Below are 25,156 nucleotides of genomic sequence, written 5' to 3' on the forward strand. Positions count from 1 at the left end.
GTGCGATAGGTAAATCGGTGCGCAGTAATGCGCACCGCTTGACGTATTAAAAATCGGCTTTCAACACTACGCGGTAATTGGCTTTACCGGCGCGCACGTGATCCAACGCTTCGTTGATTTTGGACATCGGGAACTCTTCCACCTGTGGCGCGATATCCGCACGCGATGCCAGTTTCATCAGTGAACGCAGCTGGCCTGGTGAACCGGTAGAAGAACCGGTCACCGCGCGATCGCCCATAATCAGGCTGAACGCCGGCACTTCAAACGGCTTCATTACTGCGCCGACGGTGTGGAATTTACCGTGCGGTGCCAGCGCCTGGAAGTACGGAGCCCAATCGAGATCGACGGCTACCGTGCTGATGATCAAATCAAATTGCCCAGCCAGCGCGTTCAGCGCCTGCGGGTCGCGGCTGTTAACCACGCGGTCCGCGCCCATCGCTTTGATCGACTCGGTTTTGCTGGCGTTGGAGCTGAATGCCGTCACTTCTGCACCCATCGCACGCAGCAATTTAATCGCCATGTGGCCCAGGCCGCCAATGCCGATCACGCCAACGCGGCTGGTTGCGGTGACATGATGCATCAACAGCGGTTTAAATACGGTGATGCCGCCACACAGCAGTGGACCCACCGAAGTGTAATCCATCGCTTCCGGCAGCGGGATCACCCATTGCCAGTCGGCACGCAGATGGCTGGCAAAACCGCCTTTATTCATGATGGTTGGCACCGAACCGTTTTCACAGTTGACGTGCTCGCCATTGATACAGGCATTACAGTGCTGACAGCTTTTCGCTGTCCAGCCGATGCCCACGCGCTGGCCCACTTTCAAACCTTTGTTTTGCGCCGCGTCGCCTAAGGCGCTGATGCGACCAATCACTTCATGGCCGGCAATCACCGGGAACGAGGAGATGCCCCACTCGTTATCAATCATCGACAAATCTGAGTGACAAACACCGCAGTAATCGACCTCAACCTGCACCTCTTCAGCAGCCAGTTCACCAGCTTCGTACTCGTGAGGCACCAGCGCTTCACCCGCGTTCAAGGCGGCATAACTTTTGATTTTCATTACTGTCCTCTGTATCCAGGTTTTTGACAGGGCAAGTCTAGCAGAGCGTGTTTCCCGCTCTTGACCATAAATCCGTCACTTAGCCGCTTTAACGTGTTAAAACCGCTGAAAAGCATCAAGGGTTAAAGCGGATCATGATAAATCGGCGTGCGATAGGCGACGCGCGCCTCTTCAATCAGTTGGCTGGCGGTTACCGTCGGCGGCAAGCGCGTTAGCACTCTGCTCGCTTGCCAGTAACACAACACCATTAATTCATCGGATTCGCTCTCCGCCATCTCCAGCAGCCGCTCACGCAGAGTGGGAACGTCCAGCGTTTCATGTTCGTCCATTAACTCAACAATGGTTTCGTTGAGAACCTGATGAATGATTTTCCAGGAGAGATTGGCAAACACATTGAACCTCGATGCTCTTAACGTTTGGCTCCAGGCAAATGAACTAAAAATGCTACAAGTAAGAAGATTGAAACAGGATTAACTATAGCCGCTTATTTTCTGTGCAAAGCTGCTGCGAGCCGAGTTTCTTGTAGCTCGCGGATCTATAAAACGATTTTTCTTTCGCCACATTTGCAGCAATCGAATGGCTTTGTAACAAAAAAGCATAAACCCGCGCTGGCTGTCCGCGCAGCGCTTTGCCAAAGTAAGGCAACTTTTATCGTTGCAAAAGGGAATTACCATGAGCCAATCCACCGCATTACACGCCGATCCGCTGGTTTGGGGCCACGGCCCGAAAGTGTTTGAAGTCTTTCTGGAACCGACCTGCCCGTTCTCCGTGCGCGCATTCAACAAGCTCGACGCGCTGCTGCAATTAGTGGGCGAAGAGAAGATGACGTTAAAAATCCGTTTGCAATCACAGCCCTGGCATATGTATTCGGGCGTGATTGTGCGCTACATCCTTGCCGCCTCCACCTTGCCTGAAGGCAAAGCAGCCGCCAAAAAGGTGCTGCAAGCGGTGGCCGATCATCGTGAAGAGTTCGAGTTTATCGATCACAGCCACGGCCCGAATATGGACGCGACGCCGAATCAGATTCTCGATCGTCTTGAGCATTACAGCGGCGTTAACGCACGCGAACCGTTCCTGCGTGCCGAACTGCAAAATGAGATCAAATGGCACAGCAAATATTCGCGGCAAAATGGCATCCACGTTTCACCAACCTTCATCACCAATGGTTTAGTGCAGCTGGATATCGGCAGCGGCGACGAGATTGAATCCTGGGCCAAACGCATTCTCGCCTAAGCGCGTCGGCCCGTTGCGGCGGGCCTTTGGTATGATTTCGCAATAGATTTTCGCTTGCACTGCTCGCCTCAATTCCGATAATCGCTATCTACCTAATTATATAGCGATAAACGAAATGCGATTTACTCACCTCACCGCGCTGCTGCTCACAGCGGGCGCGGGCTTGAGTCTGCATGCACAAGCGAACACCGATATCCGCGTGACCTACGCCGGTTCGATGGGCAAAGTGATGGACCAATCATTAGGTCCGGCCTTTGCTAAGCAAAATAACGGCACGTACGAAGGTCAGGGCCAGGGCGCCTATGGCATGGCACGTTTGCTGGCGAGCAAAAAAATCACCGCCGATGTGTTTGTTTCCATCACACCGGGGCCGATGCAGATCCTGAAAGATGCTGGATTGATTGATGATGCGGTCCCAGTGGCGAGCACCAGTATGGTGGTGGCGTATAGCCCGAAAGGAAAATACGCGCAGCAGTTCGCGCAGGCCAAAGGCAGCAACACCAGCTGGCTGAAGGTGCTGGCAACGCCAGGCATTAAGTTTGGCCGCACCGATCCGATCAACGATCCTAAAGGCCAGAACATCATCTTTACCCTGCTGCTGGCCGAGAAGTATTACCAGCAGCCGGGCATCGCCGATAAAATTATGGGCGGCTATCAAAATCCGGCACAAACCCATCTGGAAGGCGGCCTGCTAACACGGCTGGAAAGCGGCCAGGTTGATGCCGCCGCCGGTTACGAGAGCGAAGTGATCTCCGCGCATCTGCCCTATGTGGCACTGCCCGACGAGATTAATCTGAGTAATCCGGCAATGGCGAAGCAGTGGTACAACACGGTGAGTTTCAGCGTGAAAGACGGCGCGGGCAAAGACAAAGTGCTACACACGCAGCCGCTGGTTTACTACGCCGCCGTGTTGAAGAACGCCCCGCACGGTGCTGCCGCCGGCAAAGCCTTTGTCGATTTTATGCTGAGTCAGCCGGGACAGGCGCTGTTTAAACAGAATGGCTATGCCGCGCCGAAAGGCAGTTCGATCTACCCTTGATGAAAACCCGTCACGCCACCGCGCTATGGCTGTCACTGCCCGCACTGCTGTTGCTGGCGGTGCCTTTTCTCACGCTGATTGGCGTCACCAACTGGCAGCATCTGCAGCTGGCGTGGGGCGATGGCAATGCTATCGCTACGTCGCTGGGTTTGGGTGTGATCGCGCTATTGCTGATTTTTGTCAGTGGATTGCCGCTGGCATGGTGGCTGTCGCAGGCGCGCGGTCGGATGCGGTTAATCGTCGAACTGCTGGTGATGATCCCGCTGCTGACGCCGCCGCTGGCGATGGGGATTTTGTTGGTAAGCGCTTACGGGCCGTATAGTTTGCCGGGTGAACTGTTGGAGAAGTTTGGCTGGACGCTGGTGAATAATCCGGCCGCGTTTATTCTGGCGCAATGGTACGGCGCGTTGCCCTACTTCGTCACCACCGCACGTTCGGCGTTTGCCGGTGTGCCAAAGCCGATTCTGGAAGCGGGCCGCACGTTGGGCGCGTCGCCGTGGCAGCGTTTTTGGCGTCTATCGATCCCGCTTGCCGCGCCGGGGCTGGCAACCGCCAGCGCACTGGCGTGGGCGCGTGCTATGGGCGAGTTTGGCATCGTGATGATCTTTGCCTGGTTCCCGCAGGGCATGCCGGTTCAGCTGTATAACAATCTGCAAAATAATGGCATCGACGCGGTGTATGTGCTGCTGTGGTTGCTGCTGCTGTTTACCTTGCCGATGCCGCTGATCTGTTTTGCGCTGTCACGCCGCATGTGACCATGTCGCCATGAATGGCGACCCTAGACTTTGTTTATAACGCTTTCAGTGCATCCATCGCGCAGGCTTCATCCAGATTGCCGCCCGGTGCGCCGCCGATGCCGATTGCGCCAATCACCTGATCGCCGCTTTTCACCGGCACACCACCCGCCAACAGCAGGAAGCCAGGAATATCACGCATATTCTGCGCACCGGCATTATTCTGCGCCGCTTCCATCACCTTGCCGCTTGGATTTTTGGTGCTGAGCGCGGTGTAGGCTTTCATCTGGCTGGCTTCAACGGTGTGCGGACCGGCATTATCCATGCGCTGCACCGCTTTTACCACACCGGCACGATCAACCACGGTCACGGCTACGTTGTAGTTTTTCGCCGCGCACGACTGAATCGCGGCGCTTGCCAGCTTCTGTGCGTCAGCCAGTGAAAGGTTGGATTCAGTTAATGCCGCATGGCTGCTAAAGGAAACAAAGGCCGCCGCAGCGGCAATCAGAGAAAGGCGGATGTTCATGTGTCACTCCTGTTTAATAGTGAGTGGCACTTTAAAGCGCGGCAGAGAAAAGAAATATTCGGGCGATTACCCGTTCATCCTGGTAGTTATACCTGGTTCAGCTGCTGCCAGGCGTGAATCAATTGCGCGAGATTATTGAGTTCCAGCTTGGCGAACACTGCCGCGCGGTGCGCTTCCACGGTACGCGGCGACAGCGATAAATCACGCGCGATCTCTTTGCTGGTTTGCCCGGCAATCATCATTTGCATTACTTCAGTTTCACGCGCCGATAATAGCGCAAATCGCGCCTGCAAACCCTGCTGCGACTGCCAGCGCCCGGCACGTTGTTCACTCTCATTGAATGCCAGATGAATAGTTTCCAGCAGCGGTTCTATATCCAGCGGCTTGGTGTAAAACTCAAACGCGCCCTGACGAAATGCACGACGGCAGGCATCAATGGTGCCGTGACCGGTCATGATGATCACCGGCAGCAGCGGATGGCGATCGCCCTGTTCCGCCAGCCAGCTCAGGCCGCTAATGCCCGGCATGCGCACATCCAGCAGCAAACAGCCGCGCAGCGGTTCCTGCGCTTGCGTGGCCGCTTCAAATGCGGCCAGATCGGCAAAATCGGCCACGTCATATTCCAGCGTTTTAAGTAAAAAACCGAGCGATTCACGCACAGACAAATCATCATCCACTAACCAAACCTTTGCGACCATTCCGTTACTCCGCCAGTTGGAAAATTAAGGTAATCTCCGCGCCGCCTGCAGCGCGATTTGCCAGCCGCAGCTGGCCGTTCATGCGTAACATCAAGTTCTCGACCAACGTCATGCCTAATCCCATGCTATTGGCGCGCGTGCTGTAAAACGGCATGCAAGCCTGCGCTAATCCTTCCGCAGAGAAGCCGGGACCGTTATCACTGATGATGATTTTGATGCCCTGTGGAACATGCTCCGATGCAATGTTCACCCATGCATCGGGACGTCCGTGCTGCATGTGAATGGCGTTTTGCAACAGGTTGTGGAACACCTGTTCCAGCCACTGTGGATCGCTTAGCACTTTCGCCTGACCGTGCTGGAACTGCTGACGCAGCGCGACATCGCCATCATCCAGTTCCTGTTGCAACAGCACTGTTACGCGCCGCCAAACCGCTTCCGGATTCACAGCGCTCATCGCTACCGGGCGTTCGCTCACGATGTCGCGAAAACGCTGCAGCAACGCCGCGAGGCGTTCGGTTTGCAAACTCATCGCGTTGAGCGCCTGTGGCAGATTTTCGTGTTTACCCTGCCTCAACAGTAACTGACTGCTATGCAACCAGGTGTTGATGGCGGTCAGCGGCTGATTGATTTCATGAATGATGCCCGCAGTGAACTCGCCCAGCGCTTCACGCCGCGTACGCTGGAAATAGTCCGCACGCAGGCGCATCTCCACATGTTGACGCCAGTGACGCAACAGCCACCAGCCCAAGCCGCCAATCACCAGCCACAACAGCAGCGCCAGCGTAAATGGCAGCATATGCAGCGCTCGCCAGTCGGGATTGGCGCTGCCTTTCAGTAAGAACGGCTGATAGTGATTGATGAACGGCCGCTGCCATTGCCAACGCGCCGAGTCCGAATAGTTCGCTGTTTGCATCGCAGGCGGAGCGTGGATATGAAACGCCAACGCCAGCGCTACATCTGAGGTTTGCAGGGCAAAGTGCAAATCGATCAGCATGCGAATCTGGCGGTAAGGATTGTAGAGCCAATAGCGTCCACCGCTCACTTCTTCAAAACGTGGCGCGGTTAACGGACGATTTACGGTGTGTTCCAGCAGGACAAGCTGCGGAAATTTGCTCTGCAAAGCAGCGAGATCCTCATCGCCATCAAGCAGCGGCAATAGCGTTTCATTCTGCGTTTGATAGGCGGCAAGGCGGTTAAATTGCTGATTAAATTGCGCCTCGCCCACACGCTGCTGCTGCAAAATTTGATCGGCAAATAACGCTATCAAGGTGATCAGCGTTAACAGTAGCCAGACCAGCCAATACCTTTTCATCCATGGTCGGTAAGTGTGCGGCATAGAATTCCGTGGTTATGCAGTAAAGAAGTACTCCAGCAAAGGAGGCCTGACTAAAGTCAAACGTTGTAACCCGCGCCGTATTGGGATTCAACGACTTTTCCCGGTCGGCTCGTGTTTTCAGAAGTGTGCCTGACGCGCGGTCGCTGCGATTCGGACCACCAAATACGACAGCACTGGCTTTGATTACGAGGAAATTAATGGAAAACATGAGGTGCACCAGCTCGCTCATGGAGCTGGTGCAAACAGAAAGGAAGCTGTTATTAACTATTCCGATTTAAGTGACTACTCACAAATGCGCGACAGCGTGCTGAAAGCGGATCGCTGAAAACTTGCTGTGGCGAACCGGCTTCTTCAATCTTGCCCTGATGCAGAAACACCGCTTTGTTCGAGACATCGCGCGCGAAGCCCATTTCATGCGTAACGATGATCATGGTGCGTCCCTCTTCTGCCAGACTGCGAATCACGCGTAACACTTCGCCCACCAGCTCGGGGTCAAGCGCTGACGTCGGCTCATCAAACAGAATCGCCTTCGGCTGCTGCGCCAGCGCACGGGCGATCGCCACGCGCTGTTGCTGACCACCCGAAAGCTGCGAAGGCCACGCGTTACGCTTCTCGTACAGACCCACTTTTTGCAGCAGCGCTTCGGCCTCTTCAATCGCCTCTTTGCTACTGCGCTTCTGCACATGAATCGGCGCTTCGATGATGTTCTGCAATACGGTTTTATGCGGCCACAGATTGAAGCTCTGAAATACAAAACCGAGTTGCATGCGCATCAGCTTGATACGACGCTGCTGCTCGCGGCTGAGCTTCTCGTCGGGATTATCGATAGTGACCACTTCGTCACCCACCGCAATTTCCCCGCCCTGCGGCACTTCCAGGAACGGAATGCAGCGCAACAAGGTACTTTTGCCTGAGCCACTGGCACCGATCAGCGAAATCACGTCGCCATCCTGCGCCGTCAGGCTGATATCGTGCAGCACTTCGTGCCCGCTATAACTTTTTCTGAGATGACTCAGGGCGATAGTGGGTTTACTCATGGACGTGCTCCAACGTGATAAGGGGACAAACGGCGCTCCAGCAGCGCTACCGCTTTACTCACCAGCACGGTCAGTAGCAGATAGATAATCGCCGCGCTGATAAACACCTCCAGCGCGCGGAAAGTTTCAGAGACAATGGAATCAGCAATGCCGGTCATCTCCATCAAGCTGATGGTGCTGACCAGCGAGGTCGATTTGATCATCGAGATAATTTCATTGCTGTAAGCCGGCAATGCCTGGCGCACCGCCAGCGGCAGCGTGATGCGACGCAGCGTGGTGAAGCGCGACATGCCGCTCACTTTGGCCGCTTCCAGCGACTGCACGCTCACCGCGTTGAGCCCGCCGCGCAGAATCTCCGAGGTGTAAGCCGCATCGTTAAGAATTAATGCAATCAAACCGCACCAGTAAGGATCGCGCAGCAGCGGCCACAGCACGCTTTCGCGCACCGCTGGTAAGCTGCCGAGGCCGTAATAGATCATGAAGATCTGAATCAGCAACGGCGTGCCGCGAAATACCCAGACGTAGAAACGGGTAACGTAGCTGCCGAAGCGATTCTGGCGCAGCAGATTGAGCAGCAGCGCCAGCACGCCGCCACCCAACAACGACAACAGCGCCAGATTGAGCGTCAGCGGCAGGCCGCGCAGCAACGCAGCTAAGGTGTGCTGCAGAAAAGTGACATCCATCGTGGCTCCTTACAACCGCGCGCGTTGTTGCCCGCGCATGGCCACTTTTTCCACATAGCGGAAAACAAAATCGGAACAGGTGGTGATGATCAGGTAGATCACCGCGCCAACGCTGTAGAAGAAGAACGGCATTTGTGTCGAGTTCGAGGCGGTGGAGATCTGGTTCATGGTTTCCACTAAGCCAGTGACCGAAACCAGCGCCGACTCTTTGATTACCGATTGCCACTGATTGCCCATGCCCGGCAGCGCAGTTTTCAACGCTTGCGGCACAATCATGCGGCGGAACAGCATCAAACGGCCCATGCCGGTTACCGTTGCGGCTTCCAGCGTGCCTTTTGGGATCGCATAGAACGCACCGCGGAACACGCTGCTTTGATAAGCGCCGGAGATCAGGCCGATGGCAATCGCACCGGCGACAAAGCCGTTCACATCAAACGGTCCTTGTAGGCCAAGACTTTCCCCAACAAACGACACCACCTGACGCCCACCAAAATAGAACAGGTAGATCACCAGCAGCTCCGGCACACCACGAAACAGCGTGATGTAACCGTTGGCGAGGCGCTGCTGCCAGCGCCCGCCACCAATCTGCATCCAACACAACAGGCTGCCGAGAATTGCGCCCAGCAGCCATGCACATAATGAAACGGTGACGGTCACCGTGGCAGCGTTAAGCAACACGCCGCCCCAACCTTCGTCACCAAAACCTAAGATTTGCCAATCAATAGCCATAAGCGCCTGGAATTACTCTTTAGGTGCGACGTTTTCGCCGAACCATTTTTCAGACAGCTGCTTCAGCGTGCCATCTTTGATCATTGAATTTAACGCGTTATCCAGCGCCGCCTTCAGCTCAGGATTGTTTTTCTGAATCGCGATAGCTGAACCCTGGCCCAACACGCCGCCGGAGAAACCGTAACCGGTACTGTTCACGGTATCCGCATGCTTTTTCACATAGGCATTCAGGTTGGTGCGTGACGCCATTACCGCATCAACACGGCCGTTCAGCAGATCGGCGAAGGTTTCCGGGCCAGCCTGATACGTGCGAATCGTTGCCACATCCGCCAGATATTTGTTGAGGAAATCCGCCTGAATGGTGGCAACCTGCACCGCAATGGTTTTGCCTTTGAATTTGGCTTTCAAAGCATCGATAGATTTGGTCATAGCCGCTTCGTCATCCGCCAGCACCACTTCGCCATTGCCTGGCAAGGTATCAACTGCGCTGCCTTTCAGAGTCACGAATCCTGAAACACTCACGGTGTACTGGCGAGAGAAATCCACCACTTCTTCACGCTTCGGCGTAACGGTCACGGCATCGATCACCGCGTCATATTTGCCATCGACTAAACCCGGAATCATACCGGACCATTTCTGCGCCACGATTTCGTATTTGAAACCAGCACGTTTAGCGATTTCAGCCACCATATCCGGCTCATAACCGACGATTTTGCCGTTCGGCGTGGATTGGTTAAACGGCGGATAAGCAGCTTCAGTGGCGAATTTCAGCGTGCCAAAATCTTTTGCCTGCACCAGAGCGGAAGAGGCAAGCAGCAGCATGCCCATAGAAGCGGTAAACAGTCCTTTACGCATCATCAGAAAACCTCGAAGTTCGTTATTTTAAGAGAGTAAATCAATGGCTAAACGGGCTAATGCCTGCGTGCCGGCATGGATACTGCGCTCGTCGGGTTGGTAATCCGAATTGTGCAGATGGTCGTCGCGCCCCGGCGCGCCGGATCCGATGTGGATCTGGCAGCCTGGCACGCGCTCGGTAAACAGCGAGAAATCTTCAGCACCAAAACTGGCGCTCGGTTTGGCGACAATCGCCTTACCAAACTGATGCGACAAAATCGGTTCCAGCGCATCAATCAGCGCATCGTCGTTCATTAACGGCGGTACGCCGCGCTGATAATTGACCTCAACGCGCACATTCAGCGACAGCGCGACGCCCGCGCAGATACGTTTGAACGCCTCTTCGATATGCGCACGCGCCGCCGGTGATTTGGCGCGCACCGTGCCCTGAATCAGGCAGCTATCGGAAATGATGTTGTGCGTGCTGCCGCCATGAATGTGCCCGATGGTCAGCACTGCCGAGTTGGCGGGATCGAGCTCGCGCGAAATAATGGTTTGCAGCTGGCTGACCAGGTTCACGGCGGCTATGATCGGATCGGTTCCCATGTGCGGACGGGCGGCATGCGTTGATTTACCGTGCACCACCACATCAAACTCGTCGCTGGAGGCGGTGCTGGCACCGCGCGTTAAGCCAATTTCCCCGGCGGCCAGTTCCGGTTTATTGTGCAGCGTAATGGCAAGATCGACGCCGTCTGCCGCGCCATCGGCGATCATCGCTTCGGCACCGCTATCGGGCGTCTCTTCCGCTGGCTGAAAAATCAAACGCAAGGTGCCATGCAATTGCGCGCGATAGTGCGGCACAATCGCCGCCACGCCGAGCATCGTCGCGGTGTGAATATCGTGGCCGCAGGCGTGCATTTTGCCAGGATATTGGCTGCTGAAAGATAAACCGGTTTGTTCATGGATTGGCAATGCATCCATGTCCGCGCGCAACAGCACGGTTTTACCGGGATGCGCGCCGACAATCTCAACTATCACGCCGGTTCTGCCGACGCCGGTTTTCGGCGTCAAACCCAGGCGCAGCAGCTCCTGCTCAACGATGTGCGCAGTGCGAATGGTGTCGAAACCCAGTTCCGGATGCGCGTGAATGTCACGGCGGATGGCGATGAGATGCGCCTGCATGCTTTCACTTTTGGCGCTGATGTCCCTGGCTAAAACATCTTTATGGTCGGTCATAGGCAATGATCTTTTTCAGGCGCGAGCCTGGCCTTTATGGCATTTTTATTAAAATTGACTCCGTATTTATTCACAGCACCCGACAGAATGCAACGCGCAATCAGTTGCTTTACTTGCTGAATTTTCGCAATATTTTGCTAATTCACTGCCTTAGCAGGATAAAACCCCACATCTGCATCATTAAGCAGTTATAACATTCATGATCCCGTGCGGATCATCAGTTTTACTGATTTCGTTATTGAACAATAATCAGCTGCTAACCTGCGCTAAAAGCCAATCGCGCACCGCCATCACTGGCGCTTGCTCGCGCGGACGGCGCGGCCACACCAGATACCAACCGGCATCCATGGTCATTTGCTGCGGAAACGCAGGCACCAAACGTCCGCTGGCCAGATCGTTCTGCACGAAATGCGGGCTGGTGAGCGCAATGCCCTGCCCGCTGATCGCCGCTTCCAATGCCAGCGCGGTTTGATTGAAACGCAGGTTATGCTGATGATGTAGCGATACTTGCGGGAAGTTAAACGCGAGAAACGCAGGCCAAAGATGATGACCATCGTGCAGCAAGGCGTAGCGCAGACAGTTGTCGCTGTCGGCCGGATTTCCCAGCTCGGCAAGCAGCGCCGGACTCACTACCGCTAATACCGTTTGGCTAAACAGTAATGTGGCATCCAGACCCGCGCCAAATGGCGGCCTGCCGTAGCGCACCGCTAAATCGACGCCTTCATGATGAAACTGCACCAGCCGCTCAGACGCCAACACGCGCAGATCGATATCCGGCCACGCGGCGGTAAAATTCGGTAGGCGTGGCAGCATCCAGCGGCTGGCAAAGGTGGGCGTTACGCTTAACGTTAAGCGATTCGGTTCCGGACGCAGCGTGCGCGTGGCTTCATCGATCAGTTCAAACGCTTGGCGGATGCTCACCGCATAACCTGCACCTGCGCCGGTCAGCGCCAGCGTGCGCGGCAATCGATCGAATAATTTCAGCCCAAGGCTGGATTCCAGACCGCGAATTTGCTGCGCCACCGCGCCCTGCGTCACGCCTAACTCTTCCGCCGCCAGGCGAAAATTAAGATGCCGCGTCACGGCTTCAAACACTTTCAATGCATTGAGCGGCGGCAACTCGTTAAATCCCTGGCTCATCCTGTAGTTTTCCTATCGTCAATTGGCAAACAGACTGACTCTCTGCTGCTGAAATTACCTTTTATACTGGATTTAATCGATTTTTAATTAACAGGAAGATCAATGATGACAGTAGAAAAAGTCGCAGTAATCGTCGCAGGCGGCAGCGGCATGGGTGCAGCAGCAGCGGAGAAACTGGCAAGTGACGGCTTTAAAGTGGCGATCCTCTCTTCATCCGGTAAAGGTGAAGCGCTGGCGGAGCGGCTGGGCGGTTTAGGCGTGACCGGTTCTAATCAGTCGATTGCAGATCTGCAGAAGCTGGTGGATCAAACGCTGGCGCGTTGGGGCCGCATTGATGTGCTGGTGAACAGCGCCGGTCATGGTCCGCGTGCGCCGATTCTGGAATTAACCGACGAGCAGTGGCAGCTCGGCATGGAAACCTACTTTTTGAATGTGGTGCGCGCCACGCGCCTGGTCACGCCAACCATGCAGAAACAGGGCGGCGGCAGCATTATCAATATCTCCTCGGCGTGGACGTTTGAGCCAACCGATATGTTCCCGACCTCAGCGGTGTTCCGTGCCGGGCTGGCATCCTTCACCAAAATCTTCGCCGATACTTACGCGGCCGATAACATTCGCATCAACAATGTCCTGCCTGGCTGGATCGATAGCTTGCCGAAAACCAATGAACGTCGCGACAGCGTGCCATTACAACGCTACGGCACGTCTGCAGAAGTGGCAGCAACCATCGCCTTCCTGGCATCGCCCGGTGCGGCCTATATTACCGCCCAGAATATTCGCGTTGATGGCGGCGTGACGCGCAACGTGTAATGAGAAAAATATCTGGATGTCGCCGTGAATAGCCTCCTGACTTTCACGGCTTTTTATTTTATTACCGATTATTTATCAAGCAAAAAACAAGACTGGTCTTGTCGATTTTACCCCTCAAAAAAAGTCAGAATGTTCTTATTCGCTGACAGAATTTTCCTGCTTCAGCTCGCTTACTTACTTTTATGAACATTTTGATTTGAGGTCGCTATGCAATCGGTTCTACGTGCTCGTATGTCTACTCTTTTCACCGCACAACGCCATCAGGTTTGGCAACTGATGTTTACCGGCTGTGCTGCCTTCTGGATTTTATTAGTGGTTGCCATCATGAGCATTTGCTAAGTTAATGCGCCTGCAATCGGCCGGACAGCTGCTCCGGCGGTAACAACTCAAACGCCCGCTTCATCTCCCGCGCTTCTTCTGCCGGACTGCGACCAAACATCCGTTTGAACTCACGATTAAACTGCGAATCACTCTCATAGCCGACGCGCGCTGCTGCGCCTGCGGCGGTGAGATTGTCGCGGATCATCATTAAACGCGCCTGATGCAAGCGCAGCGATTTTAGATATTGAATCGGCGAGGTTTGCGTCACCGTTTTAAAATGCAGATGGAAACGCGGCACACTCATGCCGGCTTCATTCGCCAGATGCGGCACATCCAGCGGCTGACGCCAGTCGGCATGGATGCGCTGCAAAGCTCGCGCGATACGACCAAAATGGCCTTGATAGGTTAACGCCGCACGCACCGCGCCGCCCTGCTCGCCCATCAATACGCGAAAACAGATCTCTTCGACGCGCGCCGGTCCCAACACTTTGGCTTCAAGGGGATCGCTCAACGTTTCCAGTAAACGTAGCGTGCTCTCCGCCAGCGTTTCGTTGATCGGTGTGGAGATGATGCCCGCCGGTGCAGCGGTTACCGTTGTATCACTGCTGGCCAGTTGTGCCACCAGCCGCGCCACCATGGCAACATCCAGACGAATAGCGATGCCCAGCAGCGGCTCTTCTGATGTGGCTTCCGTCTCAGCAGAAAATGGCAGCGGCACCGACAACACCAGATAATGTTGCGCGTCGTAGCGATACATTTTGTCGGCGAGAAACGCGCGTTTCGATCCCTGGCAAATAATAATGATGCTCGGCTCATACAATACCGGCGTGCGCGCCCACTGCCGATCGGCGCGCATAAAGCGCACGCTATCGAGCAGCGATTCGGTATAGCCCTCCTGGCGCGCCAGCTGACTCAGTAAAGCGCAGGTGCGCTGTTGCACGGTGTGCGGCATGAATAATTTCCTCAGAGAGATTCAGGCAAAGCATAGCGGTGTAAATCGTGATTGCACAATGTGCCCGAGAGAATCAGGCAAAGATGCGCCACAATTCGGTCTGTTGCGCACTGCGTGATTTATCAACAATAGCCTCGTCAACTCAACGAGGAATGCATCATGAATACAGTTAAGAAAGTGATTATTTTGACGGGTGCCAGCAGCGGCATTGGCGAAAGCATTGCACGTCATCTGGCGCAACAAGGCCATCAGCTGGTGCTCGGCGCACGCCGTACCGGTCGTCTGCAGGCGTTATGTGATGAATTGCGTTTTGGCGGGGCGAGCGTGGATTACCTCGCCACCGACGTCACCCAGCGCGCCGACACACAGCAGCTGGCCGATTTTGCACTGGAGAAATATGGCCGTATTGATGTGATGATCAACAATGCGGGCGTGATGCCACTGTCACCGATGAGCTCAATGAAAGTCGATGAATGGGATTTGATGCTCGACGTCAACATTCGCGGCGTGCTGTATGGCATTGCGGCGGTGCTGCCGACTATGCAAGCGCAGCAATATGGTCACGTTATCAATATCGCCTCAATTGGTGCACTGACTGTTTCGCCAACCGCCGCCGTGTATTGCGCCACCAAGTTTGCCGTCCGCGCGATTTCCGATGGCCTGCGTCAGGAGTCGCAGCATCTGCGGGTTACGGTGATCAATCCTGGCGTGGTGGAATCTGAACTGGCGGATATCATCAGCGATAACACCGCGCGTGACGCGATGAAGAGCTATCGCCAGATTGCGCTCAAGCCGGAAGCGATTGCCAAAGCGGTGGGTTGGGCCATCGATCAGCCTGGCGAGGTGGATACCAGTGAAATCACCGTGCGCCCTACTGCCAGCGCACATTAAGCGGTAAAACTTGTGGCGATTTCAGGCTGAAATCGCCAGTTTTTCTCAGTCACGCTTGAGCCGTGCTGCGGCACTTTCGGTCGCTACACGTCGACGAGCAATAAAATCCTGCATCTGGATTTTTGCCTCGGCCAACCGTTCCGGCGATGCGCTGCGTGGTGAACCGGAATGGAATGGCGGCGCCGGATCGTACTCCATCTGCAACTGGATATTTTCCGCTGTCTCACGTCCAAGCAGCTCTTCCGCCACGGTTAAAGCGAAATCAATGCCCGAGGTGACGCCCGCGCCAGTGATGCGGTTGCGATCGCGCACCACACGTTCCGCTACCGGCGTGGCACCGAGCAAGCTGAGTTGATCAAGCGAACCCCAATGTGACGTCGCGCGATATCCCTGCAATAAACCCGCTGCACCTAACACCAGCGAACCGGTACATACCGAAGTCACCCACTTGGCGTTTTCCGCCATGTGACGCACGAAATTCAGCGTTTCGTCATCCTCCATCAGCGCAATTTGTCCCGGACCGCCGGGAATGCAGATCAGATCGAGTTGAGGGCAATCGTCAAAGGTCACCGTTGGTACGATTGCCAGACCGCGATCTGACATCACCGGCTGGCGATCTTTCCAAATCAGATAGTTGTTAACGTTGGGCATGCGGGCAAACACTTCCCACGGACCGGTGAGATCAAGTTGCGTGAGATTGGGGAACAGCAGCAGACCAATAGTAAAGGACATCTTTCACTCCGGGTTGCAGGAAGTTGTGCAAAAAATGCAGGCATTAAACGTTTATAGCCAACCGGCCTTTTTCAGTCGCCACCACATCACACAGCAGATAACGATGGTTACGCCCACCACTGCAGGATAACCAAAGTGGGTATGCAGCTCCGGCATATCGGGGAAGTTCATGCCGTACATGCTGAAAATGATGGTCGGCACAATCAGGATCGCACCCCAACCAGCGAGCTTTTTATTCACTTCGCTTTGCTGCACTGATACCAGCGCCAGATTGACCTGCATCGCGCTGGTGAGCATTTCACGCATATCTTCCGCATCGATCATCACGTGATGCGCGTGATCCTGCACGTCACGCAGATAGGCACGCAGATTTTTAGGAATGATATCTTCGTGGAAGCGCACCAGCTGCTGGCAGATTTCGGTCACCGGCAGCGCCGCGTTACGCAGCGCCAGCAGTTCACGACGCAGATGATAAACGTTCTGCAGCGCATCGCTGTCGAAACGTGTGGTGAACATGCCCTGTTCCAACCCGCTAATGCGATCGTTGAGGGATTCAGTGATTTTACTGTAGTTATCAACGATGAAATCAAGGATGCAGTAGAGCGCATAACCCGGTCCTTCACACAGTAGCGCGTGGTTCTTTTCGGCTTTGGTGCGGATGTCTGCATAGCCTTCCGAAGAACCGTGACGCACAGTGATCAGGAAGTTTTTGCCGAGGAAGAAGTGGGTTTCGCCGAAAGTGATGCGCTGCTGCTCATCCATGTGGGCGGTTTTCACCACGATAAACACCGAATCGCCATACTGCTCGATCTTCGGTCGCTGATGCGCTACCAGCGCATCTTCAATCGCCAATTCGTGCAGGCTGAATTCCTGCTGCAGCGTCTGCATAAAAGCCGGTTCGGGTTGGTACAAACCCATCCAGACGAAGGATTTCTCTTCTTTTAATACTTCACTGATATCGGCGATATCGACATGTTCTTCGCGCTCGCCATGGCGATAGGCTACGCAGTTAATTACCATATTCGCGCGGTCCATGTTGTTTGCACTGTTTGTCATTTTAGCCTTAAAGTTCGCGAATCATTTCGACGCAGGGAAGATCGGCTTGCGCCAGCGCCGAGGGATAAAGCGCCTCTCGCACTACACGAAAACCGTGGCGCTGATAGAAGCTACTGGCGTTGGGGGTGGCGGCGAGCGTCAGCTGATTAAAACCACGCTGACGCGCTTCATCGATAATTGCCTGCATTATCGCGCTGGCATACCCTTTGCCATTGCAGGTGGGCAACGTAAAGATCGCTTCAACGCTGCCGCTGTGCAAATCGAGAAAACCGGTCGCGGCGACGCCATATTCAGCGTCGTCGACCACATAAAAGGGATTGCTTTTTACCGCCTCGAAATAACCGTGCGGCAACGCATCGGGCGTCCATGCGCTGATCACATCTGCTGGATAAGCGTCCTGGCAACCGTGGCGAATGGCAAGGTTGCGAATACGCCACAGCGTGGCCGTTTCATCACAGCGGGCTAAACGCGGTTTCATACGTTTTCCTCTATGCTAGTAATCCGTGGAGTATCACAGTAACAAAACTCATCAGGAAGATAACGCCGATTCCGGCTACAAAAGGTTACGACAATGCAGCTCACTTCATCACGTTTGTTTCTTCGTCCGGTTGAATCCACCGATGTTCAGCGCCTGTTTGCCATCTATGGCGATCCGGATACCAATATGTTCAATCCGGCGGGTCCGTTTCCCGATGTAGCCTTTGCAGAGGAGGTATTAACTCGCTGGCTGGCGCACTGGCAATCCTTTCCCTTCGGTAACTGGGCGATTTGCCTGCGGGAACAGCCGGATGAGGTTATAGGATTTGGTGGTTTATCAGTGCGCGAGTTTGCTGGCAAGCCGGTCAATAATCTTGGCTATCGTCTGGCGAAAGAGGCGTGGGGAAAAGGTTTCGCCACCGAGTTTGCACGAAGGGTTGTCGCTTATGGCTTCGATGAATGCCAGCTTCCGGTGATTGATGCGGCGGTGCGTCAGGATCATATTGCATCACAGCAGGTATTGGAAAAGGCGGGACTGCGCTGTTACGGCCAGGTTCACGATGTTCCGGGCGCGCCCGCCAGTTTGGTATATGAATTACGCGCGCAAACCTGGCGCGATCAGGGCACGCCGAAGTAGCGTAGCAACGCGGTCATTAGCGCAGCACCGATAATTACCAGAATCAACGGTGTGCGCCGCCAGGCCAAAAATACTGCAAACAGCACGCCAGCGATGCGCGCTACGCCAGCGAAGTGCGTGCCTTCAAACAGCGCGGTGGTTACGGCTACCGCTAGCAACAAAACGGTGGCGGCATCAGACAGCATGTTGCGCGCGCGATCCGACATCTGCATACGGCTGCCAAGGCGATAACCGGCGAAGCGGATCGCATAAGTGCCTACCGCCAGCAGCGCGATACCGCCAATGATCAGATTATTTTGCATTTTTACGCTCCCGCCAGCTCAGTAATCCCAGCAATGAAAACAGCACCGGCATGCCCGCTGGCACAAACGGCGTCGCCAGCACAGAGAGCGCTGTGCCAAGCGTAGCGGGGATCAGCGTGCGACGCTGACGCAGCGCCGGGAAAATCAGGGCAATCAGGATCGCCGGGAACACCGCATCTAAACCAATGGCCGAGACATCGGGAATAAAGCGGCCGATCACCGCACCGCCAATCACCGACAGCGGCCAGATGGTAAAAATGCCCAAACCGCAAATCCAGTACGCGGCGCGACGCTGCGCCAGTTTTGGCTGAGAAATACCAAACACCACGCTTTCATCATTCATGATGTGGCACCCCAACAGACTGCGGCTGCCTTTGCCCACCAGATCTTTCACCGCAATACCAAACGGCAAATGCCGCGCGTTAACCAACAACCCAGCCGCTGCTGCGGTCAATGGACTGCCGCCGCCCGCCACAATGCCGATAAACAGAAATTCCGACGCACCGGCCAGCACCAGGGTTGAGAGTGCAATGGGCACCCACAGCGGAAAACCTTCGGCCGCCGCCAGCGAACCGTAAGAAAGCCCGACAATACCGTCGGCCAGACAAACCAGGAATATGGCTTTTATTACTCCGCGATCAAGCGGCACTGCACCCAGACGCATCACAATTTGATCTCATATCGAACAGGAAAGCCGTTATAATGAACGCAGCAGAATTGTTTTACAAGACGAACAAATCGTTCGATATAAAGAACAGGAGAGGGTTTGACCACGCCAATTGATATTATTGCTGTCGGATTACTGCGCGAACGCCAGCGCGCAGGGCTTTCACTGACAGAAGTGGCGCGTCGCGCCGGGATCGCTAAATCTACGCTGTCGCAGCTCGAAGCGGGCAACGGCAATCCCAGCCTTGAAACGTTGTGGGCGCTGTGTGTGGCGTTGAATATTCCTTTCGCGCGTTTGATGGAGCCGGAAGTGAAGCGATTGCAGGTAATTCGCCGTGGCGAAGGCATGATCGTTTCAGCGGAGATGGCGGATTATCAGGCGGCATTGCTGGCAAGTTGCCCGCCCGGCGGACGCCGCGATCTCTATCTGGTCACCAGCCAACCTGGCGCACCGCGCGACTCAAAACCGCATCCGCCGGGCTCGGTGGAGCATGTGATCATCGCGCGTGGCCGTGCGCTGGTGGGACCGCGCGATGCGCCGGTCGAGCTGCATCCAGGCGACTATATTTGCTATCCCGCCGATGAACCGCATGTGTTCGAGGCTTTAGAGGCGGATACCATGGCGGTGCAATTGTCTGAGCAGAATTGAGTTGTGGTTGTTCAGGTCGCCATCAATGGCGACTCTACGGCACAGAAGGTTAGCCATCAGAATTTCCTATTGTTAAATCCGATGATTCGCGTGCGGCGCGGTGGCATGCTGTGGTTTTCTCCGCTAAGAATCAGGAACATATGGACATTATTCCCGCCCGACCTCATCACGCCGCTGCCATTCAGAAAATCTACGCCTGGCATGTGCTACACGGCACCGCGACTTTTGAAACCGAACCGCCTTCAACGAGCGAAATGCAGAATCGCGTGCAGGAAGTGCAGCAGCGCGGCGGTTTTTGGCTGGTGGCGCAGGAGGATGATCAGGTGCTGGGCTACTGCTATCTGGCGCCGTATCGCCCGCGTTATGCCTATCGCTTTACGCTGGAGGATTCGATTTACCTCGATCAGCAGCAAACCGGCAGAGGCATTGGTCGCGCGCTGTTACACAAAGCCATTGCGCTAGCGGAAGCGGCGGGATTTCGCCAAATCATCGCGATTATTGGCGATAGCGAGAATGCAGGATCGCTGGGACTACACCGGGCGCTCGGTTTTGAGCACACCGGTGTAATGAAATCGGTGGGATTCAAACATGGCCGCTGGCTCGACACCGTGGTGATGCAGCGTTCACTCGGTCACGGCGATAGCCAGCCGCCAGAGCGTTAAGCGACGTCTTCCATCGCGATCACCCGATGCGTGCCCTTTTCCAGCAGATCGCGATCGTGGCTTACCAGCAATACCGCGCACTGTTGCTCACGCGCCAGCGAGGTGATGAGCTGGATGGTTTGCTGCTGCACCAGTGGATCAAGACGCGATGTGGGTTCATCGGCAAACAGAAATACCGGATCGAGCAGCATCACGCGTAACAGCGAGAAGCGCTGCAGTTCGCCGCCCGATAACGAATCGGGCCGACGCGTCAGCAGTTCCGGCGCCAGCGCCAATTGCTCCATTAGCGCATCCCGTCGCGTGGAGGCAATGCGATGACGGCGCAACACATCGTCGAGGCTTTGTGCCAGCGTGCGGGTCGGTGGAAACAGCGCTGACGGATCCTGATAAATCTTCTGGTATTTCAGCGCATCGACCGCCGCATGGCGCGTAACATTACCTTGCTGCGGCGTCAGCAGACCGAGCAGCACATCTCCAAAGCTACTTTTTCCGCTGCCGCTGGCACCGTGTAATCCCACGATTTCCCCGGCGTGCAGCGTGAAGTTTTGCGGCACGCCGAGCGGTTTGCCGCCGCGCTGTATGCGAATGCCCTCAGCACTCACCACCACTTTGCTGCCAACAATAGTTTGTTGCCGTGCAGGCCAGGCGGCGGGATCGGCGGCAAGTAATTCACGCGTGTACCGCTGCTGCGGCGCATGTAGCACCTGTTCCGCCCTGCCCTGCTCGATCACCTTGCCTTTATGCATCACGATAACCTCACCGCCCAACTGACGGGCCAGCGCAATGTCGTGGGTGATGGTGAGCAGTGTGCCGCCGTCGGCCACTTCCCGGCGCAGCAAAGCCGCGACCTCATCGCGACGCGCCACATCCAGCCCTTTAGTTGGCTCATCGGCAATCAGTATCTCCGCGCCGCCTGCCCGTGCGGCGGCAAACGCGGCACGTTGCGCCATCCCGCCGGAGAGTTGCCACGGAAAACGCGGCGCCGCGTCCAGTAAACCAAGCTGCTGTAAATCGCGACGCGCGGCGATTAAGCTGGCAGCTTTCGCTTGTCCACGTACATAACGATAGCCTTCTGCAACCTGCTGCTGCACTGACATGGTGGGATCCAGCGATAGCCACGGCTCCTGCGGCAGCGACGCTAACGTGCGGCCCCATAATTCGCGCAGCAATCCGGCATCCTGCGGCAGGGCAAAACGTTGATCGTTGATGATCAGCGTGCCGTTGGCCTGCAATTCATCGGGAAAAATGCCCATGATCGCTTGCGCCAGCAGGCTTTTTCCTGAACCGGTTTCCCCCAGCAAGGTCAGCGGTTGGCCGGGCTGCAAGGTGAAATCAACCGGTTCCACCAGCGTGGCGCTGGCGGTTGTGACGCTGATGCCAATAACCTGTAATCCTTTCATTTGCTCTCCTTTTTCATCAACAGATTCAGGCTGATCAACAGCAGAAACAGCGCGATTACCGGCTGCATTAACAGCCACGGGGCTTCCCAGGCGAACGGCAGCAGTTCGGTCATCATCAATCCCAGTTCTGGCGTAGGCGGACGAACACCGACGCTGATAAACCCGAGCGCCGATACCGCCATGATGGCGCTGCTGAACGCGAACAGTGTCAACGTAGTTAATACCGGCGCTAACGCGGGCCACAGATGACGTCGAAAACGGTAGAGTGCCGAGAAACCGAGCAGCGTTGAGGCCTGCATGCCGGGTGCATGCACAATCGGACGCAAGGTTGCGCGCGTGACGCGGAAGAATTCCACCCACAGCACCAGCGAAATCCCCAGCCATAACATGCCGGGAGAATCCGGCGCAATCGCCGCTAACAGCAACACCAGCAGCAATCCCGGCAATGCCAGACACATGTCGCCGAGCATGCTGAGCAGACGATCAAGCCAGCCGCCATACAGCGCGCTGAATACGCCGGCCAGCACGCCCGCGAGCAGCGCGCTCATCACACATAATGCAGCGAGGCCAAGCGAAAGACGCAACGCGGCACTGAGGCGCGGCAGCATGTCGCGGCCCAGATGATCAAATCCGAGAAGATTGCCGCCGCTCGGCGCGTGCAGCATCTGCAGCAGATCCTGTTCCAGCGGATCGCCGTGATGAATCAGGGGCAGCAGGAAGGCGAAGCCAAGCAGCACGCACAACAACAGCAGGCCAATAAGACGCGGGAAGGAAATGGTCATGCGCGTGCTCCTCGGGGATCAAGCAGATAACAACCCGCATCCACCAGCATATTCAGCAGCACGAACAGCAGTCCGAGCGTCATGGCGCTGGCCTGAATCACCGGCACATCGCGGGCAAAGATGGCATGCACCAGCGCGTGACCAATGCCGGGCCAGGCAAACAGCGTTTCCACCACCACCACGCCTTCCACCAGCCAGACAAACTGCATACCAAACCAGGTCAACACCGGCGATGCCAGATTACGCATGCCGTGACGACGCATTAGCGTTTTGGATGCTAACCCCTTCTGCGCGCCCCAGCGGTAATGGCCTGACGTGACCACCTGATAAGTCGCTTCACGCACTACGCGCACGCCCACTGCGGTGAGCGACAATGCCAGCGTTAACGATGGCAACAGAAAATGACGCAGCTCGCCATGCCCGGCGCTGGGCAGCCAAGCGAGCTGCAGCGCCAGTAACACAATCAGCAGCATGCCAAGGGCAAAATGCGGCACCGATTTCAGCAGCGCACTCAGCCAGAACAGCGCGCGATCGAGCTTGCCATTGGCGTGACATCCCGCCCAAATGCCCAGCGGCAAGGTGAAGAGAATCGTCAGTAACAGTGATGTTCCTGCCAGCGCCAGCGTTTGACTCAGCTGCCAGCGCAGTTCATCCATCACCGGTTCGCCGGACACCAGTGAACGACCAAAGTTGAACTGCAGCAGATCGAATAGCCAGTGCAGCAACGCGCTGCCCTGATGCAACGAGCCGATCAGTTCCTGCTGCACCAGCGCCACCGCGTTGGCATCCACACGATCGTAGCCATAACGCCCGCTGGCAATGCGCCACGCCATGTCGCCGGGCAAGGCCTGCACCAGAAACCAGGTGAGTAAACCTACTGCCAGCACCACGAAAGCCGCCTGTATCAGGCGCCAGCCCAAAAGCTTGATCATCATTGCTCCCACTGCATTTGACGCAGACCAAAGTGGCGTTCAAACGGATCGAGCGTGACGTTTTTCAACTTGCTGTTGATCGCGGCTGATTGCTGATACCAGGCAATCGGGATCACCGGTAAATCCTGCTGTAAGGAGGCGGTGATCAGGTTACGCGCCTGCGCACGTTCGGCGGTATCGGTGGATTGCGTTAAGGTGTGCAACGCCGCGCTAAAACCGGCCGGATGCCAGTTCATCGCGCCCCAGTCGCCGCCCTTTTCCGCATAATCCTGCAGTAACGTGCCGGTTGGGTCAGGCGTGAGCGCAAAATTACGGGAAAACAGCGCCAGTTGCAGTCGATTGCTGTGATGCTGCGCTGGAATTTCGCTGGCGTTGGTGGAGTTGATCTTCACTTCAATACCGACTTTACGCAGCTGCTGCTGAATAACCATCGCCATCAGCGGCAGTTCGGGACGATCGGGGAACGTCAGCAGCGTCACGCTGAAGCGCTGGCCGTTGCGCGTTAACACGCCGTCCGCGCCCAGTGTCCAGCCCGTCGCTTGCAGCTGTTGTGCCGCCAGCTGCGGATTAAATTGCAGCGGTTGCAGTGCGCTGTTGTGCCATTCGCCCATATTCGGCGGGAATAACTGGCTGGCCGCGCCCGGATAACGCAGCACCGCCATCGCCAGCGCGTTACGATCAATCGCCATACTGATCGCAGCACGCACCGGCTGTTCAGCTAACAGCGGATCGCCCGCATTCAGTTTAAGCATCAGCGTGCGTGGCACTGGAATAGCAGGAAGTTGCAGCGATGGCTTGCGCGCCAAACGCTGACGGCTGGCGGCATCCAGGTTGAAGACGTAATCCGCGTCGCCGCTTTCCGCCAGCAAGGCGCGGGTTTCGGCGCGTCCGGAAGAGAGATAGCTGGCGGCCGCAATCGCCGGCTTTTCGCCCCAGTAATCGTCAAAACGTTTTACTGCCAGCGATTGCGGCGGCTGGAACGATGTCAGCATAAACGGGCCGCTGCCGATGATGCGGGTGATGTTGTCCTGCGCATCCCAGCTAGCCAACGCCAGAATCTGGGAACGGCTCTCTGCTAACACCGAAAGCAGCGGCGTAAATGGTTCGCTCAAGGTGATGGTGACGCGCTGCCCTTCCCCCCTGATAGCGGCAATCGGCGTTTTATCCAGCAGACCCGCTTTGCTGCGCGCGGTGTTGAGAGATTTTACCACTGCGGCTGCATCCAGTGGCGATCCATCATGAAAACGCACGTTGGGACGCAAATTCAATTGCCATTGCAAACCATCTGCCGATACCTGCCAGCTTTGCGCCAGCGCCGGAATGGGCTCGGCCCTTTCGTTCACTTCCACCAGCGTTTCCACCACATCCATACGCAACAAAATGTCGCCGGAGAGCGCCGGATCGGTGCCTTTAATTTCAAACGGTGCCGCAATGCGCACCGGTTTATCCTGATGTTCAGCCGCCATTGAGGCGTAAGAAGCCAGGCCTAACGCCGAAGCGATAAGCAAATTTTTCATTGATTTCATTATGATTTCCGACTGAATCCGCTACATATTAAAAGGGTTAATTACGTTATAACATAACAATACACATTTCAAC

At 55.8% G+C, this 25,156-nt stretch carries 29 protein-coding genes; 8 read left to right on the forward strand and 21 right to left on the reverse strand.

The window, feature by feature from the left end:
• Positions 1-46 precede the first annotated feature (46 nt).
• Together ahr and AC6I8A_RS23355 are read right to left on the reverse strand one after the other, a co-directional pair.
• A complete protein-coding gene (gene ahr, locus AC6I8A_RS23350) occupies positions 47-1,063 on the reverse strand; it encodes an NADPH-dependent aldehyde reductase Ahr (RefSeq protein ID WP_497819328.1) in 1,017 nt (338 codons plus the stop codon).
• Positions 1,064-1,185: 122 nt separating this feature from the next.
• Complete coding sequence (locus AC6I8A_RS23355; protein ID WP_256699089.1) at positions 1,186-1,455, reverse strand: hypothetical protein; 270 nt, start codon at positions 1,453-1,455, stop codon at positions 1,186-1,188.
• A 280-nt stretch (positions 1,456-1,735) separates the two neighbouring features.
• Here AC6I8A_RS23355 and AC6I8A_RS23360 point away from each other — a divergent pair, with 280 nt between their 5' ends.
• From AC6I8A_RS23360 to AC6I8A_RS23370, 3 genes are all read left to right on the forward strand, one after another.
• The gene (locus AC6I8A_RS23360) at positions 1,736-2,296 is read left to right on the forward strand and encodes a thioredoxin (protein ID WP_312179412.1); all 561 of its coding nucleotides are present in this window, start codon (positions 1,736-1,738) and stop codon (positions 2,294-2,296) included.
• 115 nt (positions 2,297-2,411) lie between these two features.
• Positions 2,412-3,335 (forward strand): extracellular solute-binding protein, encoded by a 924-nt coding sequence (locus AC6I8A_RS23365; protein WP_479485644.1) that lies wholly within the window; start codon positions 2,412-2,414, stop codon positions 3,333-3,335.
• Complete coding sequence (locus AC6I8A_RS23370; protein ID WP_256699084.1) at positions 3,335-4,090, forward strand: molybdate ABC transporter permease subunit; 756 nt, start codon at positions 3,335-3,337, stop codon at positions 4,088-4,090. Before AC6I8A_RS23365 ends, AC6I8A_RS23370 begins: the two co-directional genes overlap by 1 nt.
• A 34-nt stretch (positions 4,091-4,124) precedes the next feature.
• Here AC6I8A_RS23370 and AC6I8A_RS23375 read toward each other — a convergent pair whose 3' ends face one another.
• From AC6I8A_RS23375 to AC6I8A_RS23415, 9 genes are all read right to left on the reverse strand, one after another.
• On the reverse strand, positions 4,125-4,595 hold the full coding sequence (locus AC6I8A_RS23375; RefSeq protein ID WP_265301967.1) for a GlcG/HbpS family heme-binding protein: 471 nt from the start codon (positions 4,593-4,595) through the stop codon (positions 4,125-4,127).
• 86 nt (positions 4,596-4,681) lie between these two features.
• Positions 4,682-5,293 carry a response regulator transcription factor gene (locus AC6I8A_RS23380; RefSeq protein ID WP_265301965.1) on the reverse strand — a complete coding sequence of 204 codons (612 nt, stop codon included), beginning with the start codon at positions 5,291-5,293 and terminating at the stop codon, positions 4,682-4,684.
• Between the two features lie 4 nt (positions 5,294-5,297).
• Positions 5,298-6,629: a sensor histidine kinase gene (locus AC6I8A_RS23385; RefSeq protein WP_497819329.1), complete on the reverse strand. Its 1,332-nt coding sequence runs from the start codon at positions 6,627-6,629 to the stop codon at positions 5,298-5,300.
• A gap of 260 nt (positions 6,630-6,889) precedes the next feature.
• On the reverse strand, positions 6,890-7,666 hold the full coding sequence (locus tag AC6I8A_RS23390) for an ABC transporter ATP-binding protein (protein WP_265301961.1): 777 nt from the start codon (positions 7,664-7,666) through the stop codon (positions 6,890-6,892).
• Positions 7,663-8,349 carry an ABC transporter permease gene (locus AC6I8A_RS23395; protein ID WP_061719022.1) on the reverse strand — a complete coding sequence of 229 codons (687 nt, stop codon included), beginning with the start codon at positions 8,347-8,349 and terminating at the stop codon, positions 7,663-7,665. Before AC6I8A_RS23395 ends, AC6I8A_RS23390 begins: the two co-directional genes overlap by 4 nt.
• A 9-nt stretch (positions 8,350-8,358) precedes the next feature.
• On the reverse strand, positions 8,359-9,078 hold the full coding sequence (locus AC6I8A_RS23400; RefSeq protein ID WP_008109228.1) for an ABC transporter permease: 720 nt from the start codon (positions 9,076-9,078) through the stop codon (positions 8,359-8,361).
• A gap of 12 nt (positions 9,079-9,090) precedes the next feature.
• The gene (locus AC6I8A_RS23405) at positions 9,091-9,939 is read right to left on the reverse strand and encodes a transporter substrate-binding domain-containing protein (protein WP_305961345.1); all 849 of its coding nucleotides are present in this window, start codon (positions 9,937-9,939) and stop codon (positions 9,091-9,093) included.
• Positions 9,940-9,960: 21 nt separating this feature from the next.
• Entirely contained in the window at positions 9,961-11,148 is a 1,188-nt protein-coding gene (locus AC6I8A_RS23410) for a M20 metallopeptidase family protein (RefSeq protein ID WP_497819330.1), read from the reverse strand.
• A gap of 249 nt (positions 11,149-11,397) precedes the next feature.
• Positions 11,398-12,288 (reverse strand): LysR substrate-binding domain-containing protein, encoded by an 891-nt coding sequence (locus AC6I8A_RS23415; protein ID WP_293792477.1) that lies wholly within the window; start codon positions 12,286-12,288, stop codon positions 11,398-11,400.
• A gap of 105 nt (positions 12,289-12,393) precedes the next feature.
• Here AC6I8A_RS23415 and AC6I8A_RS23420 point away from each other — a divergent pair, with 105 nt between their 5' ends.
• Positions 12,394-13,098 (forward strand): SDR family oxidoreductase, encoded by a 705-nt coding sequence (locus AC6I8A_RS23420; protein WP_256699166.1) that lies wholly within the window; start codon positions 12,394-12,396, stop codon positions 13,096-13,098.
• 340 nt (positions 13,099-13,438) lie between these two features.
• Here the strand turns inward: AC6I8A_RS23420 and AC6I8A_RS23425 are convergent, their stop codons facing one another.
• On the reverse strand, positions 13,439-14,371 hold the full coding sequence (locus AC6I8A_RS23425; RefSeq protein WP_265301953.1) for an AraC family transcriptional regulator: 933 nt from the start codon (positions 14,369-14,371) through the stop codon (positions 13,439-13,441).
• A 159-nt stretch (positions 14,372-14,530) separates the two neighbouring features.
• On the opposite strand from AC6I8A_RS23425, the gene AC6I8A_RS23430 reads away from it, so the two are divergent.
• Positions 14,531-15,262 (forward strand): SDR family oxidoreductase, encoded by a 732-nt coding sequence (locus tag AC6I8A_RS23430; protein WP_479485650.1) that lies wholly within the window; start codon positions 14,531-14,533, stop codon positions 15,260-15,262.
• Positions 15,263-15,307: 45 nt separating this feature from the next.
• Here the strand turns inward: AC6I8A_RS23430 and AC6I8A_RS23435 are convergent, their stop codons facing one another.
• Genes AC6I8A_RS23435 through AC6I8A_RS23445 form a run of 3 tightly spaced genes read right to left on the reverse strand, consistent with a single transcriptional unit; the run spans position 15,308 to position 17,528 of the window.
• On the reverse strand, positions 15,308-15,994 hold the full coding sequence (locus AC6I8A_RS23435) for a DJ-1/PfpI family protein (RefSeq protein WP_479485651.1): 687 nt from the start codon (positions 15,992-15,994) through the stop codon (positions 15,308-15,310).
• 51 nt (positions 15,995-16,045) lie between these two features.
• On the reverse strand, positions 16,046-17,014 hold the full coding sequence (gene corA / locus AC6I8A_RS23440) for a magnesium/cobalt transporter CorA (RefSeq protein WP_256699165.1): 969 nt from the start codon (positions 17,012-17,014) through the stop codon (positions 16,046-16,048).
• A gap of 43 nt (positions 17,015-17,057) precedes the next feature.
• Positions 17,058-17,528 (reverse strand): GNAT family N-acetyltransferase, encoded by a 471-nt coding sequence (locus tag AC6I8A_RS23445; RefSeq protein WP_256699073.1) that lies wholly within the window; start codon positions 17,526-17,528, stop codon positions 17,058-17,060.
• Between the two features lie 93 nt (positions 17,529-17,621).
• Here AC6I8A_RS23445 and AC6I8A_RS23450 point away from each other — a divergent pair, with 93 nt between their 5' ends.
• Positions 17,622-18,164, forward strand: a complete 543-nt coding sequence (locus AC6I8A_RS23450; RefSeq protein WP_312179434.1) for a GNAT family N-acetyltransferase — start codon at positions 17,622-17,624, stop codon at positions 18,162-18,164.
• Here the strand turns inward: AC6I8A_RS23450 and AC6I8A_RS23455 are convergent.
• Both AC6I8A_RS23455 and AC6I8A_RS23460 read right to left on the reverse strand, forming a co-directional pair.
• Positions 18,146-18,466, reverse strand: coding sequence for an AzlD domain-containing protein (locus AC6I8A_RS23455; RefSeq protein WP_008109204.1), 321 nt, complete (start codon positions 18,464-18,466; stop codon positions 18,146-18,148). The genes AC6I8A_RS23450 and AC6I8A_RS23455 overlap by 19 nt on opposite strands.
• The gene (locus tag AC6I8A_RS23460) at positions 18,456-19,130 is read right to left on the reverse strand and encodes an AzlC family ABC transporter permease (RefSeq protein WP_008109202.1); all 675 of its coding nucleotides are present in this window, start codon (positions 19,128-19,130) and stop codon (positions 18,456-18,458) included. Before AC6I8A_RS23460 ends, AC6I8A_RS23455 begins: the two co-directional genes overlap by 11 nt.
• Positions 19,131-19,232: 102 nt before the next feature.
• Between AC6I8A_RS23460 and AC6I8A_RS23465 the strand changes: the two genes are divergently transcribed.
• The gene (locus tag AC6I8A_RS23465; RefSeq protein WP_061719009.1) at positions 19,233-19,781 is read left to right on the forward strand and encodes a helix-turn-helix domain-containing protein; all 549 of its coding nucleotides are present in this window, start codon (positions 19,233-19,235) and stop codon (positions 19,779-19,781) included.
• A 140-nt stretch (positions 19,782-19,921) separates the two neighbouring features.
• Positions 19,922-20,443 carry a GNAT family N-acetyltransferase gene (locus tag AC6I8A_RS23470; protein WP_436331772.1) on the forward strand — a complete coding sequence of 174 codons (522 nt, stop codon included), beginning with the start codon at positions 19,922-19,924 and terminating at the stop codon, positions 20,441-20,443.
• Here the strand turns inward: AC6I8A_RS23470 and AC6I8A_RS23475 are convergent.
• From AC6I8A_RS23475 to AC6I8A_RS23490, 4 genes are read right to left on the reverse strand one after another with little or no spacing between them, the layout of a single operon-like run.
• Positions 20,440-21,843, reverse strand: coding sequence for an ABC transporter ATP-binding protein (locus AC6I8A_RS23475; RefSeq protein WP_497819331.1), 1,404 nt, complete (start codon positions 21,841-21,843; stop codon positions 20,440-20,442). The two genes, AC6I8A_RS23470 and AC6I8A_RS23475, sit on opposite strands and share 4 nt — an antisense overlap.
• Positions 21,840-22,625: an ABC transporter permease gene (locus AC6I8A_RS23480; RefSeq protein ID WP_436331770.1), complete on the reverse strand. Its 786-nt coding sequence runs from the start codon at positions 22,623-22,625 to the stop codon at positions 21,840-21,842. The genes AC6I8A_RS23475 and AC6I8A_RS23480 overlap by 4 nt, the downstream gene beginning before the upstream one ends.
• Positions 22,622-23,557 carry an ABC transporter permease gene (locus AC6I8A_RS23485; RefSeq protein ID WP_497819351.1) on the reverse strand — a complete coding sequence of 312 codons (936 nt, stop codon included), beginning with the start codon at positions 23,555-23,557 and terminating at the stop codon, positions 22,622-22,624. The genes AC6I8A_RS23480 and AC6I8A_RS23485 overlap by 4 nt, the downstream gene beginning before the upstream one ends.
• Complete coding sequence (locus tag AC6I8A_RS23490; RefSeq protein ID WP_497819332.1) at positions 23,557-25,083, reverse strand: ABC transporter substrate-binding protein; 1,527 nt, start codon at positions 25,081-25,083, stop codon at positions 23,557-23,559. Before AC6I8A_RS23490 ends, AC6I8A_RS23485 begins: the two co-directional genes overlap by 1 nt.
• Positions 25,084-25,156 lie beyond the last annotated feature (73 nt).

The organism is Pantoea sp. X-Soil-ISGK-275, from assembly GCF_059730795.1.

What these genes read in the sequence shown, in the direction of transcription:
- AC6I8A_RS23450 (WP_312179434.1), top strand. Translation starts at nt 17,622, where the DNA reads ATGCAGCTCACTTCATCACGTTTGTTTCTTCGTCCGGTTGAATCCACC.
- AC6I8A_RS23490 (WP_497819332.1), bottom strand. Translation starts at nt 25,083, where the DNA reads ATGAAATCAATGAAAAATTTGCTTATCGCTTCGGCGTTAGGCCTGGCT.
- AC6I8A_RS23480 (WP_436331770.1), bottom strand. Translation starts at nt 22,625, where the DNA reads ATGACCATTTCCTTCCCGCGTCTTATTGGCCTGCTGTTGTTGTGCGTG.
- AC6I8A_RS23485 (WP_497819351.1), bottom strand. Translation starts at nt 23,557, where the DNA reads ATGATCAAGCTTTTGGGCTGGCGCCTGATACAGGCGGCTTTCGTGGTG.
- AC6I8A_RS23460 (WP_008109202.1), bottom strand. Translation starts at nt 19,130, where the DNA reads ATGCGTCTGGGTGCAGTGCCGCTTGATCGCGGAGTAATAAAAGCCATA.
- AC6I8A_RS23410 (WP_497819330.1), bottom strand. Translation starts at nt 11,148, where the DNA reads ATGACCGACCATAAAGATGTTTTAGCCAGGGACATCAGCGCCAAAAGT.
- AC6I8A_RS23425 (WP_265301953.1), bottom strand. Translation starts at nt 14,371, where the DNA reads ATGCCGCACACCGTGCAACAGCGCACCTGCGCTTTACTGAGTCAGCTG.
- ahr (WP_497819328.1), bottom strand. Translation starts at nt 1,063, where the DNA reads ATGAAAATCAAAAGTTATGCCGCCTTGAACGCGGGTGAAGCGCTGGTG.
- AC6I8A_RS23395 (WP_061719022.1), bottom strand. Translation starts at nt 8,349, where the DNA reads ATGGATGTCACTTTTCTGCAGCACACCTTAGCTGCGTTGCTGCGCGGC.
- AC6I8A_RS23430 (WP_479485650.1), top strand. Translation starts at nt 14,531, where the DNA reads ATGAATACAGTTAAGAAAGTGATTATTTTGACGGGTGCCAGCAGCGGC.
- AC6I8A_RS23420 (WP_256699166.1), top strand. Translation starts at nt 12,394, where the DNA reads ATGACAGTAGAAAAAGTCGCAGTAATCGTCGCAGGCGGCAGCGGCATG.
- corA (WP_256699165.1), bottom strand. Translation starts at nt 17,014, where the DNA reads ATGGTAATTAACTGCGTAGCCTATCGCCATGGCGAGCGCGAAGAACAT.
- AC6I8A_RS23400 (WP_008109228.1), bottom strand. Translation starts at nt 9,078, where the DNA reads ATGGCTATTGATTGGCAAATCTTAGGTTTTGGTGACGAAGGTTGGGGC.
- AC6I8A_RS23445 (WP_256699073.1), bottom strand. Translation starts at nt 17,528, where the DNA reads ATGAAACCGCGTTTAGCCCGCTGTGATGAAACGGCCACGCTGTGGCGT.
- AC6I8A_RS23360 (WP_312179412.1), top strand. Translation starts at nt 1,736, where the DNA reads ATGAGCCAATCCACCGCATTACACGCCGATCCGCTGGTTTGGGGCCAC.
- AC6I8A_RS23470 (WP_436331772.1), top strand. Translation starts at nt 19,922, where the DNA reads ATGGACATTATTCCCGCCCGACCTCATCACGCCGCTGCCATTCAGAAA.
- AC6I8A_RS23455 (WP_008109204.1), bottom strand. Translation starts at nt 18,466, where the DNA reads ATGCAAAATAATCTGATCATTGGCGGTATCGCGCTGCTGGCGGTAGGC.
- AC6I8A_RS23365 (WP_479485644.1), top strand. Translation starts at nt 2,412, where the DNA reads ATGCGATTTACTCACCTCACCGCGCTGCTGCTCACAGCGGGCGCGGGC.
- AC6I8A_RS23415 (WP_293792477.1), bottom strand. Translation starts at nt 12,288, where the DNA reads ATGAGCCAGGGATTTAACGAGTTGCCGCCGCTCAATGCATTGAAAGTG.
- AC6I8A_RS23370 (WP_256699084.1), top strand. Translation starts at nt 3,335, where the DNA reads ATGAAAACCCGTCACGCCACCGCGCTATGGCTGTCACTGCCCGCACTG.
- AC6I8A_RS23385 (WP_497819329.1), bottom strand. Translation starts at nt 6,629, where the DNA reads ATGCCGCACACTTACCGACCATGGATGAAAAGGTATTGGCTGGTCTGG.
- AC6I8A_RS23375 (WP_265301967.1), bottom strand. Translation starts at nt 4,595, where the DNA reads ATGAACATCCGCCTTTCTCTGATTGCCGCTGCGGCGGCCTTTGTTTCC.
- AC6I8A_RS23475 (WP_497819331.1), bottom strand. Translation starts at nt 21,843, where the DNA reads ATGAAAGGATTACAGGTTATTGGCATCAGCGTCACAACCGCCAGCGCC.
- AC6I8A_RS23435 (WP_479485651.1), bottom strand. Translation starts at nt 15,994, where the DNA reads ATGTCCTTTACTATTGGTCTGCTGCTGTTCCCCAATCTCACGCAACTT.
- AC6I8A_RS23390 (WP_265301961.1), bottom strand. Translation starts at nt 7,666, where the DNA reads ATGAGTAAACCCACTATCGCCCTGAGTCATCTCAGAAAAAGTTATAGC.
- AC6I8A_RS23380 (WP_265301965.1), bottom strand. Translation starts at nt 5,293, where the DNA reads ATGGTCGCAAAGGTTTGGTTAGTGGATGATGATTTGTCTGTGCGTGAA.